Origin of the sequence: Crenobacter cavernae, from assembly GCF_003355495.1 — a bacterium.
In the GTDB taxonomy this organism is placed as follows: domain Bacteria; phylum Pseudomonadota; class Gammaproteobacteria; order Burkholderiales; family Chromobacteriaceae; genus Crenobacter; species Crenobacter cavernae.
This window is the reverse complement of record NZ_CP031337.1, coordinates 447,562-463,601: the sequence shown is the minus strand read 5'-3', so window position 1 is coordinate 463,601 and position 16,040 is coordinate 447,562. Positions and strand designations below refer to the sequence as shown.

Annotated in this window: 18 protein-coding genes; 14 read left to right on the top strand and 4 right to left on the bottom strand. The window is 67.2% G+C overall.

What is annotated here, in order from left to right; genetic code table 11:
* The first annotated feature begins 14 nt into the window (after positions 1-14).
* Positions 15-602 (top strand): ubiquinone biosynthesis accessory factor UbiJ, encoded by a 588-nt coding sequence (locus tag DWG20_RS02165; RefSeq protein ID WP_115434707.1) that lies wholly within the window; start codon positions 15-17, stop codon positions 600-602.
* 6 nt (positions 603-608) lie between these two features.
* A complete protein-coding gene (gene ubiB / locus DWG20_RS02160) occupies positions 609-2,129 on the top strand; it encodes a ubiquinone biosynthesis regulatory protein kinase UbiB (RefSeq protein ID WP_115432213.1) in 1,521 nt (506 codons plus the stop codon).
* Positions 2,130-2,207: 78 nt separating this feature from the next.
* Here ubiB and DWG20_RS02155 read toward each other — a convergent pair whose 3' ends face one another.
* Positions 2,208-2,570 (bottom strand): Mth938-like domain-containing protein, encoded by a 363-nt coding sequence (locus tag DWG20_RS02155; RefSeq protein ID WP_115432212.1) that lies wholly within the window; start codon positions 2,568-2,570, stop codon positions 2,208-2,210.
* Positions 2,571-2,766: 196 nt separating this feature from the next.
* Between DWG20_RS02155 and DWG20_RS02150 the strand changes: the two genes are divergently transcribed.
* The 9 genes from DWG20_RS02150 (at position 2,767) to DWG20_RS02110 (ending at position 11,429) form a co-directional block, all read left to right on the top strand.
* A complete protein-coding gene (locus tag DWG20_RS02150) occupies positions 2,767-3,996 on the top strand; it encodes a pyridoxal phosphate-dependent aminotransferase (protein ID WP_115432211.1) in 1,230 nt (409 codons plus the stop codon).
* Between the two features lie 104 nt (positions 3,997-4,100).
* Positions 4,101-5,411 (top strand): homoserine dehydrogenase, encoded by a 1,311-nt coding sequence (locus DWG20_RS02145; protein ID WP_115432210.1) that lies wholly within the window; start codon positions 4,101-4,103, stop codon positions 5,409-5,411.
* Complete coding sequence (locus DWG20_RS02140) at positions 5,404-5,730, top strand: hypothetical protein (RefSeq protein WP_115432209.1); 327 nt, start codon at positions 5,404-5,406, stop codon at positions 5,728-5,730. Before DWG20_RS02145 ends, DWG20_RS02140 begins: the two co-directional genes overlap by 8 nt.
* 6 nt (positions 5,731-5,736) lie before the next feature.
* On the top strand, positions 5,737-7,146 hold the full coding sequence (gene thrC / locus DWG20_RS02135) for a threonine synthase (protein WP_115432208.1): 1,410 nt from the start codon (positions 5,737-5,739) through the stop codon (positions 7,144-7,146).
* A gap of 94 nt (positions 7,147-7,240) precedes the next feature.
* The gene (gene flgA / locus DWG20_RS02130; RefSeq protein WP_181880955.1) at positions 7,241-7,918 is read left to right on the top strand and encodes a flagellar basal body P-ring formation chaperone FlgA; all 678 of its coding nucleotides are present in this window, start codon (positions 7,241-7,243) and stop codon (positions 7,916-7,918) included.
* Positions 7,919-7,989: 71 nt separating this feature from the next.
* Positions 7,990-8,277 carry a flagellar biosynthesis anti-sigma factor FlgM gene (gene flgM, locus DWG20_RS02125; RefSeq protein WP_115432206.1) on the top strand — a complete coding sequence of 96 codons (288 nt, stop codon included), beginning with the start codon at positions 7,990-7,992 and terminating at the stop codon, positions 8,275-8,277.
* Between the two features lie 61 nt (positions 8,278-8,338).
* Positions 8,339-8,806: a flagella synthesis protein FlgN gene (locus tag DWG20_RS02120; RefSeq protein WP_115432205.1), complete on the top strand. Its 468-nt coding sequence runs from the start codon at positions 8,339-8,341 to the stop codon at positions 8,804-8,806.
* 187 nt (positions 8,807-8,993) lie between these two features.
* The gene (locus DWG20_RS02115) at positions 8,994-9,914 is read left to right on the top strand and encodes a CobD/CbiB family protein (protein ID WP_115432204.1); all 921 of its coding nucleotides are present in this window, start codon (positions 8,994-8,996) and stop codon (positions 9,912-9,914) included.
* Between the two features lie 84 nt (positions 9,915-9,998).
* Positions 9,999-11,429 carry a DEAD/DEAH box helicase gene (locus DWG20_RS02110; RefSeq protein WP_115432203.1) on the top strand — a complete coding sequence of 477 codons (1,431 nt, stop codon included), beginning with the start codon at positions 9,999-10,001 and terminating at the stop codon, positions 11,427-11,429.
* A gap of 94 nt (positions 11,430-11,523) precedes the next feature.
* Here the strand turns inward: DWG20_RS02110 and DWG20_RS02105 are convergent, their stop codons facing one another.
* Positions 11,524-11,844 carry a DUF2322 family protein gene (locus DWG20_RS02105; RefSeq protein WP_115432202.1) on the bottom strand — a complete coding sequence of 107 codons (321 nt, stop codon included), beginning with the start codon at positions 11,842-11,844 and terminating at the stop codon, positions 11,524-11,526.
* A 107-nt stretch (positions 11,845-11,951) separates the two neighbouring features.
* On the opposite strand from DWG20_RS02105, the gene DWG20_RS02100 reads away from it, so the two are divergent.
* Genes DWG20_RS02100 through DWG20_RS02090 form a run of 3 tightly spaced genes read left to right on the top strand, consistent with a single transcriptional unit; the run spans position 11,952 to position 14,897 of the window.
* Entirely contained in the window at positions 11,952-12,998 is a 1,047-nt protein-coding gene (locus tag DWG20_RS02100) for an efflux RND transporter periplasmic adaptor subunit (RefSeq protein ID WP_181880954.1), read from the top strand.
* Positions 12,995-14,215 (top strand): ABC transporter permease, encoded by a 1,221-nt coding sequence (locus DWG20_RS02095; RefSeq protein ID WP_115432200.1) that lies wholly within the window; start codon positions 12,995-12,997, stop codon positions 14,213-14,215. Before DWG20_RS02100 ends, DWG20_RS02095 begins: the two co-directional genes overlap by 4 nt.
* Entirely contained in the window at positions 14,208-14,897 is a 690-nt protein-coding gene (locus tag DWG20_RS02090; protein WP_115432199.1) for an ABC transporter ATP-binding protein, read from the top strand. The genes DWG20_RS02095 and DWG20_RS02090 overlap by 8 nt, the downstream gene beginning before the upstream one ends.
* Positions 14,898-14,954: 57 nt before the next feature.
* Here the strand turns inward: DWG20_RS02090 and DWG20_RS02085 are convergent, their stop codons facing one another.
* A complete protein-coding gene (locus DWG20_RS02085; RefSeq protein ID WP_115432198.1) occupies positions 14,955-15,506 on the bottom strand; it encodes a hydrolase in 552 nt (183 codons plus the stop codon).
* Positions 15,507-15,653: 147 nt separating this feature from the next.
* Positions 15,654-15,965 (bottom strand): Grx4 family monothiol glutaredoxin, encoded by a 312-nt coding sequence (gene grxD, locus DWG20_RS02080; RefSeq protein WP_115432197.1) that lies wholly within the window; start codon positions 15,963-15,965, stop codon positions 15,654-15,656.
* Positions 15,966-16,040 lie beyond the last annotated feature (75 nt).

Sequence of the window (16,040 nt, the reverse complement as noted above, 5' to 3'; positions counted from 1 at the left end):
TGACGGATAACGCGATGCGCCTCTCGATTGCCGTGTTCAACCACCTGATCAACCAGCACCCGGTGCTGCGCGCCGAACTCGCCACCCGCGCCGGCCGGCGTGTGGCGGTCCGCCTGCCTCCGCTGTCGGTCGAGGGCGTGATCACCGAGGAGGGCTGGCTTGCCGCCTGCGAGGGCGAACCCGAGGCGACGGTGCGCCTGAAGCACGGCGCAGCGATCTCGACGCTGACCGGCCGCGAGCCGGCGCTGTCCGACGTGCTGCTCGAAGGCGACGCCGAGCTCGCGAGCCTGGTCGCGCGCGTGATCGCGAAGCTGAAGTGGGATGCGACTGAAGACGCGTCGCGCCTCGTCGGCGACGCCGCCGCACACCGGCTCGAGACCGTCGTCAAGGGCGTGCTCGGCTTCAAGGGCGCGGTCGGCTGGCGTCTGGCCGAGAACTGGCTAGAACACCTGCGCGAAGAAGCGCCGCTGCTCGCGAAAAAGCACGACGTGAACCGCTTCGTCGCCGAGGTCGATGCGCTGCGCGACGACATCGAACGTTGCGACAAACGCCTCGCCCGGCTCGAAGCCGCCTGCCAAGCCCCAATCGAAAAGGGCGACTGACCCCGAATGCGCCTCACCCGTTTTATCAAGATCGCGTCCACCTTCTACCGTTATGGTCTCGACGAATTCTTCGAGGATCGTCCGCGCCTGCGTCTGATCCACGGCCTGATGACGCTGGTGCCGGTGCCGCGCGACCTCGGCCAACCCTTGCCGGTGCGCGTGCGCCTCGCGCTCGAATCGCTCGGTCCGATCTTCGTCAAGTTCGGCCAGGTGCTGTCGACGCGGCGCGACCTGCTGCCGGCCGACTACGCCGACGAACTCGCACGCCTGCAGGACAGGGTGCCGCCTTTCCCCGGCGAGGACGCCAAGCGTGTGATCGAGCAAAGCCTCGGCCAACCCTTGGACGCGCTCTACGCCGAATTCAACCTCAAGCCGGTCGCGAGCGCGTCGGTGGCGCAGGTGCACTACGCGCGGCTTAAGAACGCCGATGGTTCGCCCGGCCACGAGGTCGCGGTGAAAGTCTTGCGACCAGGCATCGCGCCGGTGATAGCCCAGGACCTCGCGCTGATGAGGACGCTGGCCGGCCTCGTCGAGCGCTACCTGCCCGACGGCAAGCGCTTGAAGCCGCGCGAGGTGGTCGCCGAATTCGACCGCCACCTGCACGACGAGCTCGACCTGATGCACGAGGCGGGCAACGCGTCGCAACTGAGGCGCAACTTCGTCGGCTCCGACCAGCTGATCGTGCCCGAGGTCTACTTCGACCTGTGCAGCCGGCAGGTGATGACGATGGAGTGGATGCGCGGCATCCCGGTGTCGCAGATCGATGCGCTCAAAAACGCCGGCGTCGACCTGAAAAAGCTTAGCCGCTTCGGCGTCGAGATCTTCTTCACCCAGGTGTTCCGCCACGGCTTCTTCCACGCCGACATGCACCCGGGCAACATCTTCGTCGCGCCCGACGGCCGCTATATCGCGCTCGACTTCGGCATCGTCGGATCGCTGACCGAGCTCGACAAGCACTACCTGGCGGTCAACTTCCTCGCGTTCTTCAACCGCGACTACCTGCGCGTCGCGACCGCGCACATCGAATCGGGCTGGGTGCCGAAGGACACGCGCGCCGAGGAGCTCGAAGCGGCGGTGCGCACCGTGTGCGAGCCGATCTTCGAAAAACCGTTGAGCCAGATCTCGTTCGGCCTGGTGCTGCTGCGCCTGTTCGAGACCAGCCGGCGCTTCAACGTCGAGATCCAGCCGCAGCTGGTGTTGCTGCAGAAGACGCTGCTCAATATCGAGGGCCTCGGCCGCCAGCTCGATCCGGATCTGGATCTGTGGGCGACCGCCAAACCCTTCCTCGTCAAATGGATGAACGAGCAGGTCGGATGGCGCGGTCTCATCAAGACCCTCAAGAACGAGGCGCCGAACTGGGCGACCACCTTGCCGGCGCTGCCGAGGAAGATCAACGAGGCGCTGTCGGCCAAGCACGCCGAGCTGTTGATCACCGGTTACACGCACCTGATGCGCGAACAGAAGCGGCAGAACTTCCTCTTGGGCGTGATCGCGATCCTGCTGGTCGGCTTGCTGTTCTGGCGCTGACGTTTCGCGCTCAAGCAAAAAGGTTGGCCGAGCCCCGCAAGAGGCTCGGCCAACCTTTTTTGACAGCGCCGCGCGCGCTCAGGTGAACAGTACGGCGATCACCTTGCGGTCCTCGGCCATCAGGATGTTAAAGGTGCGGCACGCGGCCTGCGTGTCCATCACCTCGACGCCGACGCCGCGGTTGGTCAGCGCGGCGGTCAGGCGCGGGTGCGGGAAGCGGATCGTCTTGCCGCTGCCGAACAGCACGACCTCGGGCGCCATGTCGGCGACGAGGGCGAAGTGCCCGGCTTCGAGCGCGTCGAACGCGCCGACCGGCCAGGCGGTGACGCTGTCGGCGGTGACGACGAGGTTGCCCTCGAAGCGTTCGTCGTTGATCAGCACGAAGCCGTCTCCGTAGCCGGTGAACAGATTGCCGTTGTTCTTCGATTGATGCAGTTTCATGGGGCGGGATCTCGCTTGGGGTGGGCTGGCGCCGCCGGCTTCACGCCCGTGCAGCGCACCACAGATTCGGATAGGATTATACCTTCCCCGGCGCGCACGCGGCCCGTGTCTGCCAGGACTCAAGCAAGACAAGAATCGGACATCAACCTTAGAGAGCCGCGCCCAGCGCGTCGACAAAGAATCGGTACAGCCCAGCATGCAGCCCGTTCACAAATCGCAGAAACTCGCCAAAGTCTGTTACGACATCCGCGGACCAGTGCTCGAGCACGCGAAGGCGATGGAGGAAGAAGGCCATCGCATCATCAAGCTCAACATCGGCAATCCGGCGCCGTTCGGCTTCTTTGCCCCCGATGAAATCATCGAGGACATGATCGCCAATCTGCAGAACGCGTCGGGCTACACCGATTCGAAGGGCCTGTTCTCGGCGCGCAAGGCGATCATGCACTACGCACAGGAGAAGCAGCTGCCCGGCGTCGGCATGGACGACATCTACATCGGCAACGGCGTGTCCGAGCTGATCGTGATGGCGATGCAGGCCTTGCTCGACAACGGCGACGAGGTGCTGGTGCCGGCGCCTGACTACCCGCTGTGGACTGCGGCGGTCAGCCTCGCCGGCGGCCGCGCGACGCACTACCTGTGCGACGAGTCGGCCGGCTGGCTGCCCGACCTCGACGATATCCGCGCCAAGATCACGCCGAACACGCGCGCCATCGTCGTCATCAACCCGAACAACCCGACCGGCGCGCTGTACCCGGACTGGATCCTCGCTGGGCTAGTCGAGATCGCGCGTACCCACCAGCTGATCGTCTACGCCGACGAGATCTACGACAAGGTGCTGTACGACGGTGCCAAGCACACGTCGATCGCGTCGCTGGCGCCCGACGTGCTGTGCGTGACCTTCAACGGCCTGTCGAAGAACTACCGCGCGTGCGGCTTCCGCGCCGGCTGGATGAGCGTGTCGGGCGAGAAGAAGCACGCGCGCGACTACATCGAGGGGCTGAACATGCTCGCGTCGATGCGCCTGTGCGCGAACGCGCCCGGCCAGTACGCGATCCAGACCGCGCTCGGCGGCTACCAGAGCATAGCCGACCTGGTCATGCCGACCGGCCGTCTCGGCCGCCAGCGCGACCTCGCGCACAAGATGCTGACCGAGATCCCGGGCGTCTCCTGCGTGAAGCCGCAAGGCGCGCTCTACCTGTTCCCGCGCCTCGACCCCGAGATGTACCCGATTGTCGACGACCAGCAGTTCATTCTTGAATTGTTGCAGCAGGAGAAGGTGCTCTTGGTGCAGGGCTCGGGCTTCAACTGGGTCGCGCCGGACCACTTCCGCGTCGTGTTCCTGCCGAACAGCGACGACCTGATCGAGGCGTTCGGCCGCATCGGCGGCTTCCTCGAGGACTACCGCCGCCGCCACGGTACGCTTTAAGGACGGCAGGCCCTGCTAGCCAGGGCCGCCCGGCGAGCCGTCAAATGGACGGCTCGCCAGGCGGTCTTGAAACTGCCAAACCATAGACGAACCAGGGAGAAATCATGAAGCCGATCCACGTTGGTCTGATCGGGGCGGGCACCGTAGGCGGCGGCACCGCCACCGTGCTCAAACGCAACGCCGCAGAAATCAGCCGCCGCGCCGGCCGCGACATCCGCCTGTTCATGGCGGCCGACCGCGACCTCGTGCGCGCGCGCGAAGTGTGCGGCGACGACGTCCTGCTCGTCGACGACGCGTTCGCCGTCGCGACCCATCCCGAAGTCGACATCGTGGTCGAGCTGATCGGCGGCGACACCATCGCCAAGGAAGTCGTGCTCAAGGCCATCGAGCACGGCAAGCACGTCGTCACCGCCAACAAGAAGCTGCTCGCCATCCACGGCAACGAGATCTTCGCGAAGGCGCAGGAAAAGGGCGTGACGGTCGCGTTCGAGGCGGCGGTCGCCGGCGGCATTCCGATCATCAAGGCGCTGCGCGAAGGCCTGTCGGCCAACCACATCGAGTGGATCGCCGGCATCATCAACGGCACGTCGAACTTCATCCTGACCGAGATGCGCGAGAAGGGCAGCGACTTCGCCGACGTGCTGGCCGAGGCGCAGCGTCTCGGCTACGCCGAAGCCGACCCGACCTTCGACGTCGAAGGCCACGACGCCGGCCACAAGCTGACCATCATGGCGGCGCTCGCGTTCGGCATCCCGATGCAGTTCGACAAGTGCTACCTCGAAGGCATCAGCAAGCTCACCGGCAAGGACATCGAGTACGCCGAGGAACTCGGCTACCGCGTGAAGCTCTTGGGCCTGACGCGCCGCACCGACAAGGGCGTCGAACTGCGCGTCCACCCGACGCTGATCCCGGAAGGCCGCCTGATCGCCAACGTCAACGGCGTGATGAACGCGGTGCTGGTCAAGGGCGACGCCGTCGGCCCTACCCTGTACTACGGCGCCGGCGCCGGCGCGCTGCCGACCGCCAGCGCGGTGGTCGCCGACATCGTCGACGTGACGCGCCTGGCGACCGCCGACCCGGAACACCGCGTGCCGCACCTGGCGTTCCAGCCGGACCAGTTGCAAGACCTGCCCATCCTGCCGATCGACGACGTCGTCAGCAGCTACTACCTGCGCATCGAAGCGGCCGACCGCACCGGCGTGCTCGCCGACATCACCCGCCTGTTGGCCGAGGAAGGCATCTCGATCGAGGCGGTGATCCAGAAAGGCGTGAACCCGGAAGAGCCGGCCGAGGTGGTGCTGCTGACCCATCGCGTAGAGGAAAAGCGCGTCAATACCGCGATCGCCGCGATCGAGGCGCTCGAGTCGGTCGTAGGCAAGGTCGTGCGCATCCGGATGGAAGAGCTCAATGGCTAAGCTGCTTGTCGCCGCGGCGCTGCTCGCCATCGTGAGCAGCACGACGTTGGCCGAACCCCTGGCCGGCCAGGGCCGCGAGATCACGCAGAAGGGGCTGTCGCTTTATTGCGTGAACAAGGCGCAGGACTCGGCCTGGGGCAAGCTGCTGGCCGGTCCGAACCCCGAGCGCGTGTGCGGCTGTACCGCCGAGAAGGTCAGCGCGTCGCTGTCGAAGGAAGACGTGATCGGCATCATCGGCGGCGAGATCAAGTTCAAGGAAGACCCGCGGCTCAAGCAGCTCCTCGAGCAGGCGGCCTTCGCCTGCCTTACTCACCGGTAAAGAAACATGCGTTACATCAGTACCCGCGGCGGCCTTGCGCCGCTGCCGTTCTCCGACACCATCCTGATGGGCCTCGCCCCGGACGGCGGCCTCGCGCTGCCGGAAAGCTATCCCAAGGTTGGCCGAGCCCAGCTCGACGCGTGGCGCAATTTCTCCTACGCCGAGCTGGCATTCGAGATCATCAGCCTGTTCGCCGACGACATCCCGGCGGCCGACCTCAAGGACATCGTCGAGCGCACCTACACCGAGGAAGTATTCGGTTCTGCCGACATCACCCCGGTCAAGCGGCTGAAAGATGGCCTCGTGATCCTCGAACTGTCCAACGGCCCGACCTTGGCGTTCAAGGACATGGCGATGCAGCTGCTCGGCAACCTGTTCGAGTACGTGCTGGACAAGAAAGGCGAGCGGCTCAACATCGTCGGCGCGACCTCGGGCGACACCGGCAGCGCCGCCGAATACGCGATGCGCGGCAAGCACAACGTCAACGTGTTCATGATGTCGCCGGCCGGCAAGATGAGCGCGTTCCAGCGCGCGCAGATGTACAGCCTGATGGACGCCAACATCCACAACATCGCGATCGAAGGCATGTTCGACGACTGCCAGGACATCGTCAAGGCGGTGCAGAACGACCACGCGTTCAAGGCCCAGTACAAGATCGGCACGGTCAACTCGATCAACTGGGCGCGCGTCGTCGCGCAGGTGGTGTACTACTTCAAGGGCTACTTCGCGGCGACCGGGAGCAACGACGAGCAAGTCAGCTTCTGCGTGCCGTCGGGCAACTTCGGCAACGTCTGCGCCGGCCACATCGCGCGCCAGATGGGCCTGCCGGTCGAGCGCCTGATCGTCGCGACCAACGAGAACGACGTGCTCGACGAATTCTTCCGCACCGGCGTCTACCGCCCGCGCACCAGCGTCGAGACCCGCATCACCTCGAGCCCGTCGATGGACATCTCCAAGGCGTCCAACTTCGAGCGCTTCGTGTTCGACCTGGTCGGCCGCGACACCGAACAGGTGCGCGCGCTGTGGGCGAAGGTCGATTCCGGTGAGGGCTTCGACCTGTCGGCCAAGTTGGCCGAGGTGCGCGAGCGCTTTGGCTTCGTGTCGAGCAAGAGCACGCACGAAGACCGTCTCGATACCATCCGCAAGGTCGATCGTGAAGACGGCGTCGTGGTCGACACGCACACCGCCGACGGCATCAAGGTCGCGCGCGAAGTGCGCCGCGCCGGCGAGACCGTCGTCTGCCTCGAGACCGCGCTGCCGGCCAAGTTCGCCGAGACCATCGTAGAGGCGCTCGGCAAACAGCCGCCGCGTCCGGCCGGCTTCGACGGCATCGAGGATCTGCCGCAGAAGGTGACCGAATTCGGCGCCAATGCCGCCGATGACGTGAAAAGCTATATCGCCAAGGCGCTGGCTTGATGCCGACAGGCTCGGCCAAGCGGGTGTGGCGAAACGGCCGCTCGTAAAGAGCGGCCGTTTTTCATGGCGGCAGAAGCGCCGTAGAATGGCCGGCATGAAGATTTCGCGATACCTGGCACTGGCCTTTCTTAGCGCCGGCGCGGCGCACGCCGCTGCGGCGGGCGGCTGGGCTTCGCTCGAGGCGCCGGTTCGCGCCTTTCTCGACGCCGAACTCAAGCCGCGCGGCGTGACTTACAAGCTCGTTCGCCCGAGCGGGAAACTCGACTTGCCGGCGTGTACGGCACCTGCCGCCGGCTGGCCGGCCGGCAGCGCGCAAAGCGGCAACACCTATGTCGAAGTGCGTTGCCCTGCCGCCGGCTGGCAGGTGCGTTTCCCGGTCGGCATCGATGAATCGCGCATGGGCCTGGTGACGACGCGGCGCGTAGCGGCCGGAGAGACGCTGTCGGCGTCCGACGTGCGCCTTGCCTCCTTGCCGAATCCGGCGCTCGGGCGTCAGGTGCTGAACGTCGCCGAAGCGGCGGTCGGCCAGGTCGCCCGGAGCGGTCTGCCCGAAGGCGCGTGGGTGCGCCGTTATATGCTGGCGGCGCCGAGGGCGGTGCACGCCAACCAGCCGGTGATGGTGCACGCGCTCAGCGACGGCCTCTCCGTGGCCGCTCAGGGCAAGGCGCTGGCCAACGCCGCGGTCGGCGACGAGGTGTCGGTGCGCATGCCTTCGGGGCGCCAGGTGCGCGGCGAGGTGCAGAAGGACGGCAGCGTACGTCTGGCTTTCTGAGCAAATAATTCTCAAGTTGCGCCGATTCGAACCGATAATGAACGCATAGAATTGCAGCAGAAGGTTTCGTCATGAAAATCGACAACGCAGGCAAGGCGCTCGCGAACTACTCCGGACCGGCCAAAACCGCCCCGCGCGACCACGTCAAAACCGACGGCGCCGAGCAGGAAAGCGTCGCGATCAACCCGCTGGCGAGCAAGATCGGTGCGGTCGAGCGCAGCCTCGGCGCCGAGCCGAGCTTTGACGCCGCCAAGGTCGACGCGATCAAGCAGGCGATCGCATCCGGCGAGTTCCGGGTCGACGCCGGTGCGATCGCCGACAAGCTGATCACGAGCGCGCGCGAACTGCTCGGCCGCTGAGCCATCCTCCCCATCCCTGCCGAACGCCGGCGGGGATTCGTTTTTCAGGAAGACCGCATCGATGAACGAAACCGCCGAACGCTTTGCCGAACTGTGCCGCGAGGAAATCGCCGCGCTGGCGACGCTCCTGGCGACGCTCGAGGCCGAACAGCGTGCGCTGGTCGGCCGCGAGGTGAGCGCCCTCGAAGCGTTGGCCGAGCAGAAGGCCGAACAACTGCGCGCGCTCGAAGAACCGTCGCGCGAACGCGCCGCTGTGATGCGCTCGGCCGGGCTTGTCGACGCGGCCAGCCTCAACGCCTGGCTCGCCGACAAACCGGAAGCGCTGAGCGCGTGGGAGGCGCTGGAAGTGACGCTCGCACGCACGCGTTCGGTCAACCAGGTCAACGGGCGCTTGATGGGCGATAGGCTGGAGCGGGTCGAAGAGGCCCTCGCGGTGCTCAAGAGCGCCGCAGCGGCGACGATGGGCTACGAGCGCGACGGCAGCCAGGGGCAGGTGATGTCCGGCGGGCGTCATCTCGGTTCGGCCTGAGCGCATCGCTTCATGAGCCCGCTGCACATCCCGTGCGGCGGGGATCGTCCATTCCTACAAGAAACCAGCGCCCTGCGTGAATCTCGCAGGATGCCTTGCGAGGAAAGGGACCCCGGCGCATCGGTGGGCGCGGCAGCGTCCTTGTGGTATCTTCAAGCCCGGGCCACAGAACAACCCTAAGCAACCCATGACCCTGTTATCGCTGATCGTGGCGCTGGCGCTGGAACAGTTTCGACCGCTGGGCAACCGCAACCGCGTCTGGCACCTGTTCATCCGCTACGCCAACCATCTGGAACGCACGCTCAACGCCGGCTCCAATCGTCACGGCGTCGCCGCGTGGTTTGCCGCCATCCTGCCGCCGGTGCTGGTCACCCTCGGCGTGTACTGGGCGCTTCACAAGGTCAGCCCGGCGCTGGCGCTCGCGTGGAACGTGCTGGTGCTGTACCTGACGATGGGCTTCCGCCACTTCTCGAGCGCTTTCTCCGAGATTTCGCAGGCGCTCGCCGAAGGGCGCGACCTCGACGCGCGCACCACGCTCGCGCAGTGGACCGGCCAGCCGACCGCCGAACTGTCGGTGAACGAGATCTCGCGCCTGGCGATCGAGCAGGGCGTCGTCGACAGCTACCGCCACGTGTTCGGCACCATGTTCTGGTTCGTGCTGCTGCCCGGTCCGACCGGCGCGGTGCTGTACCGGCTCGCGCTGATGCTAGGGCAGAAGTGGGGCGACCGTCAGCAGGAAGAAGACCGCTTCGGCCGCTTCGCCAGCCGTGCCGTCGCCTGGCTCGACTATCTGCCGGTACGCCTGACTGCGGCGAGCTTCGCGGTGATGGGCGATTTCGAGGACGCGGTGTACTGCTGGCGCTCGCAGGCCCGTACCTGGGGCAACTACGCCAACGGTATCCTGCTCGCCTCGGCGGCGGGCGCGATCGGCGTGAAGCTCGGCGACCCGCTGCGCCAGGACTACACGGTGAAGTTCCGCCCCGAGCTGGGTGTCGGCGACGAGGCCGACCCTAACTATCTGAAGAGCGCGGTCGGACTGGTATGGCGCACGGTGTTGCTGTGGCTGGCGCTGGTCTTTCTCATCAGCCTTGCGCAGCAGCTGGGCTGATCCTCTGCATCGATTGAATAAAATACGCGGGTGCGTCGTCCGGTTCTCGGGCTTCGCACCCGACTTTGTTGTCAGGAGTAAGACATGTCTTTTGCCGAGCTAGGCCTGACGCCCGAAATCCAACGGGCGATCGAGGAGCTGGGCTATACGCAGCCGACGCCGATCCAGGCGGCTGCGATCCCCAAGGTACTGACCGGGCGCGACTTGCTGGCCGCCGCCCAGACCGGTACCGGCAAGACCGCCGCCTTCATGCTGCCCATCCTCGAGCGGCTGAAAAAATTCGCCAACTCGAGCGCGTCGCCGGCGATGCACCCGGTGCGGGCGCTGATCCTGTCGCCGACGCGCGAACTGGCCGACCAGATCGCGGTGAACGTCGCGGCGTACACCAAATACCTGCCGATCAAGCACGTCGTCGTGTTCGGCGGCGTGAACATGGACCCGCAGACCGAAGCGCTGCGCCGTGGCGTCGAGATCGTCGTCGCGACGCCGGGCCGCCTGCTCGACCACGTGCAGCAGAAGAGCATCCACCTGAACAAGGTGGAAATGCTGGTGCTCGACGAAGCCGACCGCATGCTCGACATGGGCTTCATCAACGACATCCGCAAGATCCTCAGCCTCTTGCCCAAGCAGCGCCAGACGCTGCTGTTCTCGGCGACCTTCGCGCCCGAGATCAAGAAACTCGCCGAAGACTTCATGCGCACCCCTGAGCTCGTGCAGGTGGCGCGCCAGAACGCGACCAACGAGCAGGTCGAGCAGCATATCTACCAGGTCGACGCCGGCCGCAAGCGTCACCTCTTGTCGCACCTGATCAAGACGCGCGAGATGAGCCAGGTGATCGTGTTCTGCCGGACGAAGCAGGGCGTCGATACGCTCACGCGCGACCTGAAGCGCGACGGCCTGTCGGTCGAGGCGATCCACGGCGACAAGGCGCAGGGCGTGCGGCTCGAGACGCTGGCGTCGTTCAAGTCGGGCGAGTTGCGCGTGCTGGTCGCCACCGACGTCGCCGCGCGCGGTCTCGACGTGTCCGATCTGCCCTACGTCGTCAACTTCGAGCTGCCGAACGCACCGGAAGACTACGTGCACCGCATCGGCCGTACCGGCCGCGCCGGCGCGACCGGCGTCGCGATCTCGCTGATGGGCGAGGACGAAGGCCGACAGCTCGAGGCGATCGCCAAGCTGACGCGCCAGGCGCTCAAGCCCGAGCCGGTCGAAGGCTTCTGGCCGTCGTGGGTGCCGCGTGCGAAACCGGCGGCAGAAGCCGCACCGGCCCCGGTGCAGGCGGCGGCTCAGGCTCCGGCTCCGGCGCGCAAGAGTGCGACCAACGGCGCGCCGCGCCACCCCTCGGCCAACGCTGCGCCGGTCGGCACTTACGGCAATTCGGCGGGCGTTGCCGCAGGCTTGGCCGAGCCTGCGCCGCGGCGCGCCATCGGTCGTCCGGGCAGCCGTCGCCGCGAAGTATCGGCTCTGCTGCTGCCGCCGCGTTACAAGGTGGAATCGCCGCGCGGCGGTCGCTGATCCGCGTCGTGGTCGAATCGAAAAACGGGCAACCCATCGGGTTGCCCGTTTTGTTTGGCGCGTCGGGGGGCGACGTTGGCCGAGCCCCGGGGCCTCAGCTACGCTGAATCAGGGTGACGGCGAGCGCCGGCGCGCCGTCGGCGATCGCGAACAGACGGTCGATATTAGGGTGTTTGCCGGGGAAGGCGCGCGCGTCGTCGGTATGCTCGGCGTACAGTTCCAGTCCCTTGGTTGCGGCGGCGGCGTCGATCGCGCCGAACTCCTGGAACAGCGCGTGGTAGACCTTCACCGAACCGGCGGTGCCGGGCTGGTTGGCGAGGCGCGCGACGGCGTTGCCGGTCGCGTCGCTCAGTTCCAGCGCATCGAGATGGTCGCAGGCCGGTAGCGCGGCCAGCACGTCCTGAAAACGGGCCATGAGTCTTCTCCTTGTGGTTTTGCGGGCGCGCGGCACGGCGCGCCGATGACGAACCCCGAATGCTAACGCGAACCGCCCCGATGCGACGCATTTTTTCCCGTCCTGTCATGCCTTATCTGCTGCTCGCGGCCGTCGTCGCGGGCCTGGCCGCGCTGGGCTGGCGGCTGTGGCGCGGGCCGGAAGTGGCCGTGGTGACCGCGCGTTACCAGCCGGTGATCGAGACGGTGGTATCGACAGGCCGCGTCAGCGCGCCGGCCGAGACGCTGCTCGGGCCGACGCTGACCGCGCGCGTGATCGAGGCGCCCATCGCGGAGGGGCAGAGAGTGCGGCGCGGCACGGTGCTGTTGCGGCTCGAGTCGCAAGAGGCCGCCGCCGCCGAGGCGCAGGCCTCGGCCAACCTTGCCGCCGTTCGCGCGGCGTCGGCCGAGGCCGAGCGGCAGCTCGCGCGCCAGGAGGCGCTGTACGGCGAGGGCTTCGTCAGTCGTGCGGCACTCGACGCCGAACGGCTGCGCGCCGAGCAGGCGCGACGCCAAGTCGACGCGGCCGTCGCCGCGCTGGCCGCGAGCCGCAGCCGGCGCGAGCAATTGACGCTCGTCGCGCCCGACGACGGCGTCCTCGCGCGCCGCGACGTCGAGGCCGGCGACGTGGTGAACGCCGGGCGCGGTGTGCTCGCCTTCGTCAGCGCCGGCGATCCCGAGGTCAAGCTCGACGTCGACGAGCGCTTCCTCGCGCGGCTACGCGTCGGCCAGGACGCGCGCGTCGCGGCCGACGCCTACCCGCGCGAGCCGTTCGCGGCGACGGTGTCGCGCGTCGGCGCGCAGGTCGACCGCGACCGCGGCACGCTCGAGGTCGACCTCGCCTTGCCGGCGCCGCCCGTCTGGCTGAAGTCGGGGATGACGGTGTCGGCCGAGGTGATCGTGTCGCGCCGGCCGCGCGCGATGCTGCTGCCGTCGAGCGCGCTCGTGCGCGACGGGTCGAAGAGCGGGGTGCTGGTGGTCGACGGCGGCCGGCTCGTCTACCGCGCGGTAGAGACGGGTGATGAGAGCGACGGTCGCGTCGAGGTGAAGCATGGGTTGGCCGAGGGGACGCGCGTCGTCGTCGAACCTGAGGACCTGGCCGCCGGGCAGCGCGCGCACGCTAAGGACATGCGATGAACTTCGTCATCACGGTCGCGTTGAGGCTGATGCGCGAGGGGCGCTTCCAGACGCTGCTGATCCTCGGCGGCGTGACCATTGGCGTGGCTGTTGTCGTCTACATCACCGCCGTCGTCGGCGGTCTGCAGGCCAACATCATCGACAAGACGCTGTCGACGCAGGCGCACCTGGTGCTCAAGCCGCGCGAGGACGAGAACCGGCGGCAGGTGTCGCCGCAGCCGGGCGGCGCGGTGCTCGCCGACGTCGAAAAGCGCACGCAGCGCGAGAACACCATAGACGACTGGCAGAAGAAGCTCGCCGCGGTGCGCGCCTTGCCGGGCGTCGCCGCCGGCGCCGCGGTCGCGAGCGGACCGGGCTTCGCGAAGAAGGGCGGCGTCAGCAAGTCGGTGTCGCTGATCGGCGTCGAGCTTAACGACTACGCGCGCGTCGTGCCGCTCGAATCCAAGCGGATGGCGGGGACGATCGCGCTGCCGACCGGTTCGGCGATGGTCGGCCGCGAGCTCGCGCGCGAACTCGGCCTCGCGCCCGGCGCGCGACTGCGCCTCGTGTCGGCCACCGGCGCCGCGCAGAGCTTCACCGTCAGCGCGGTGCTCGACTTCGGCCTCAAGGACCTGAACCGGCGCTGGGTGCTCTTGCCCTTGCGCGCCGCGCAGAGTCTGTCGGGCTATCGGCTCGACGTGACCGAGCTCTATTTCAAGGCCGACGACCTGTTCGATGCCGACGCGCTCAAGGCGGGTGCCGAGCGCCTCACCGGACTCGACGCCGACAGCTGGCAGGACAACAACGCGCAGCTGGTGGTCGCTCTACGCAGCCAGAGCGCGTCGAGCACGATGATCCGCGTGTTCGTCACCTTCGCCGTCGCGCTCGGCATCGCCAGCGTCTTGGTGGTGTCGGTGGTGCAGAAGCAGCGCGAGATCGGCATCCTGCGCGCGATGGGCACGCCGGCCTCGCGCATCCGCGGCATCTTCCTGCTGCAGGGCGCGATCGTCGGCTGCGTCGGCTCCCTGCTCGGCACGGCGCTCGGCGTGGCGCTGGCGGTGTTTTTCTCGCGCATCGCGATCACGCCGGACGGCAGCCCCCTGTTCCCGGTCGTGATCACCGCCGACCTGTTTTACGTCACCGCAGGCGTCGCGACCGCGGTCGGCGTGCTGTCGGCGTTCGCGCCGGCGTGGCGCGCGTCGCGGCTCGACCCGGTCGAGGCGATCCGTCATGGCTGAGGTGCTGAATCTGGCCGGCATCCGCAAGGGCTACGGCGGCGGCGAGGCGCCGTGGGTCGAGGTGCTGCACGGCATCGACCTTTCTCTAACAGAATCCGAGTTCGTCGGGCTGATCGGGCCGTCGGGCTCGGGCAAGTCGACGCTGCTCAACATCATGGGCCTCCTCGAGCCGCCGAGCGGCGGCGAGCTGACCATCGCCGGCGAGCGCGCCGAGGCGCTCGACGACGCCGCGCGCACGAAGCTACGCAACCGCTACCTCGGCTTCGTGTTCCAGTTCCACCACCTGTTGCCGGCGTTCACCGCGTTGGAAAACGTGCTGATGCCGGTGTTCGCCGGCGAGGGAAGACTGCCTCCGGGCGCGCGTGAAAGCGCCCAAGCGCTGCTCGAACGCGTCGGGCTCTCGGCGCACGCCGGCAAGCGCCCGGTGCAGCTGTCGGGCGGCCAGCAGCAGCGCGTCGCGATCGTGCGCGCGCTCGCCAACCGGCCGCGGCTGGTGCTCGCCGACGAACCGACCGGCAACCTCGACACGCAGACCGCCGCCGACGTGTTCGCGCTGATGCGCGAGATCAACCGCGACGACGGCGTCACCTTCCTGATCGTCACGCACGACGCACGGCTGGCGTCGACCTGTACGCGCGTGCTGAACCTGGTCGATGGAAGGTTCGCCGCATCGGACGCATGAAAAAGCTCGGCCAACCTCTGAGAGGTTGGCCGAGCTTTTTGTCCTGAACGGGCAGCCTTACGGTTGCTCGCCCATCAGATAGGTCTTGCTCATGTGGCGGAAGCGCTCGTGGCTCGCCGACTTCAGCAGTTCGAACAACACCATCTCGCGCGACACGATCTGTGCGCCGGTGCCCTGCATGCGCGCGAGGCCCAGTTCGTGGTCGGTGACGCTGCGGCTGGCGACCGCGTCGGCGACGACGAACACGTCCTTGCCGGCCGCGCGCAGCTCCAGCACCGTCTGCAGCACGCACACATGCGTCTCCATGCCGCACACGATCACCTGGTCGCGCGCCATCAGGCTGTCGGGCAGACAGGCGCCGGCGACGCAGGAGAAGTGCACCTTGTCGACCACCTGCGCACCTGGCGCGGCGTCGAGCAAGGTCGGTAGCGTGTGGCCGAGGCCCTTCGGGTACTGTTCGGAGATCACCGTCGGCAGGCCGAGGTCGGCCGCGACTTCAAGCAGCCAGCGCGTGCGCGCGACTAGCCGATCGGCGTCGTGCACCGCCGGCACCAGTTTTTCCTGTACATCGATCACGAGGAGGGTGGCGCGTTCCAGTTCCATCAACATCGGCAAGACTCCATCAAGGTCGCCGCGGGCCGGCAAGGGCGCGGCGCTCGGCAAAAGAACCGGCGGCGGCCGGCGAATACAAGATTGTATTCCCGAACCGCCGCCGTCGCGATGCGTAGGCGCCAGGACGGCGCCTTGCCGTCCGCCTTATTCCTGCCCGAGCAGCTTTTGCAGTTCGCCCGACTGGAACATCTCGAACATGATGTCCGAGCCGCCGAGGAACTCGCCGTTCACGTACAGCTGCGGGATGGTCGGCCAGCTCGAGTAGTCCTTGATGCCCTGGCGGATTTCCGGGTCGGCCAGCACGTCGACGGTGACGAAGTCCTCGCGGCCACAGGCGACCAGGATCTGCACCGCGCGCGCGGAGAAGCCGCACTGCGGGAACTGGGCCGAGCCCTTCATGAACAAGACCACCGGATTGCCGGTGACGGTTTGGCGGATGGTGTCCTGCGCGCTCATCTGAAACCCTTTGCTGAATGCGGTTGAATACTTGACTGTTTCAATGGGTTATTTTAGGGGCCGGTGCGAGCTCCG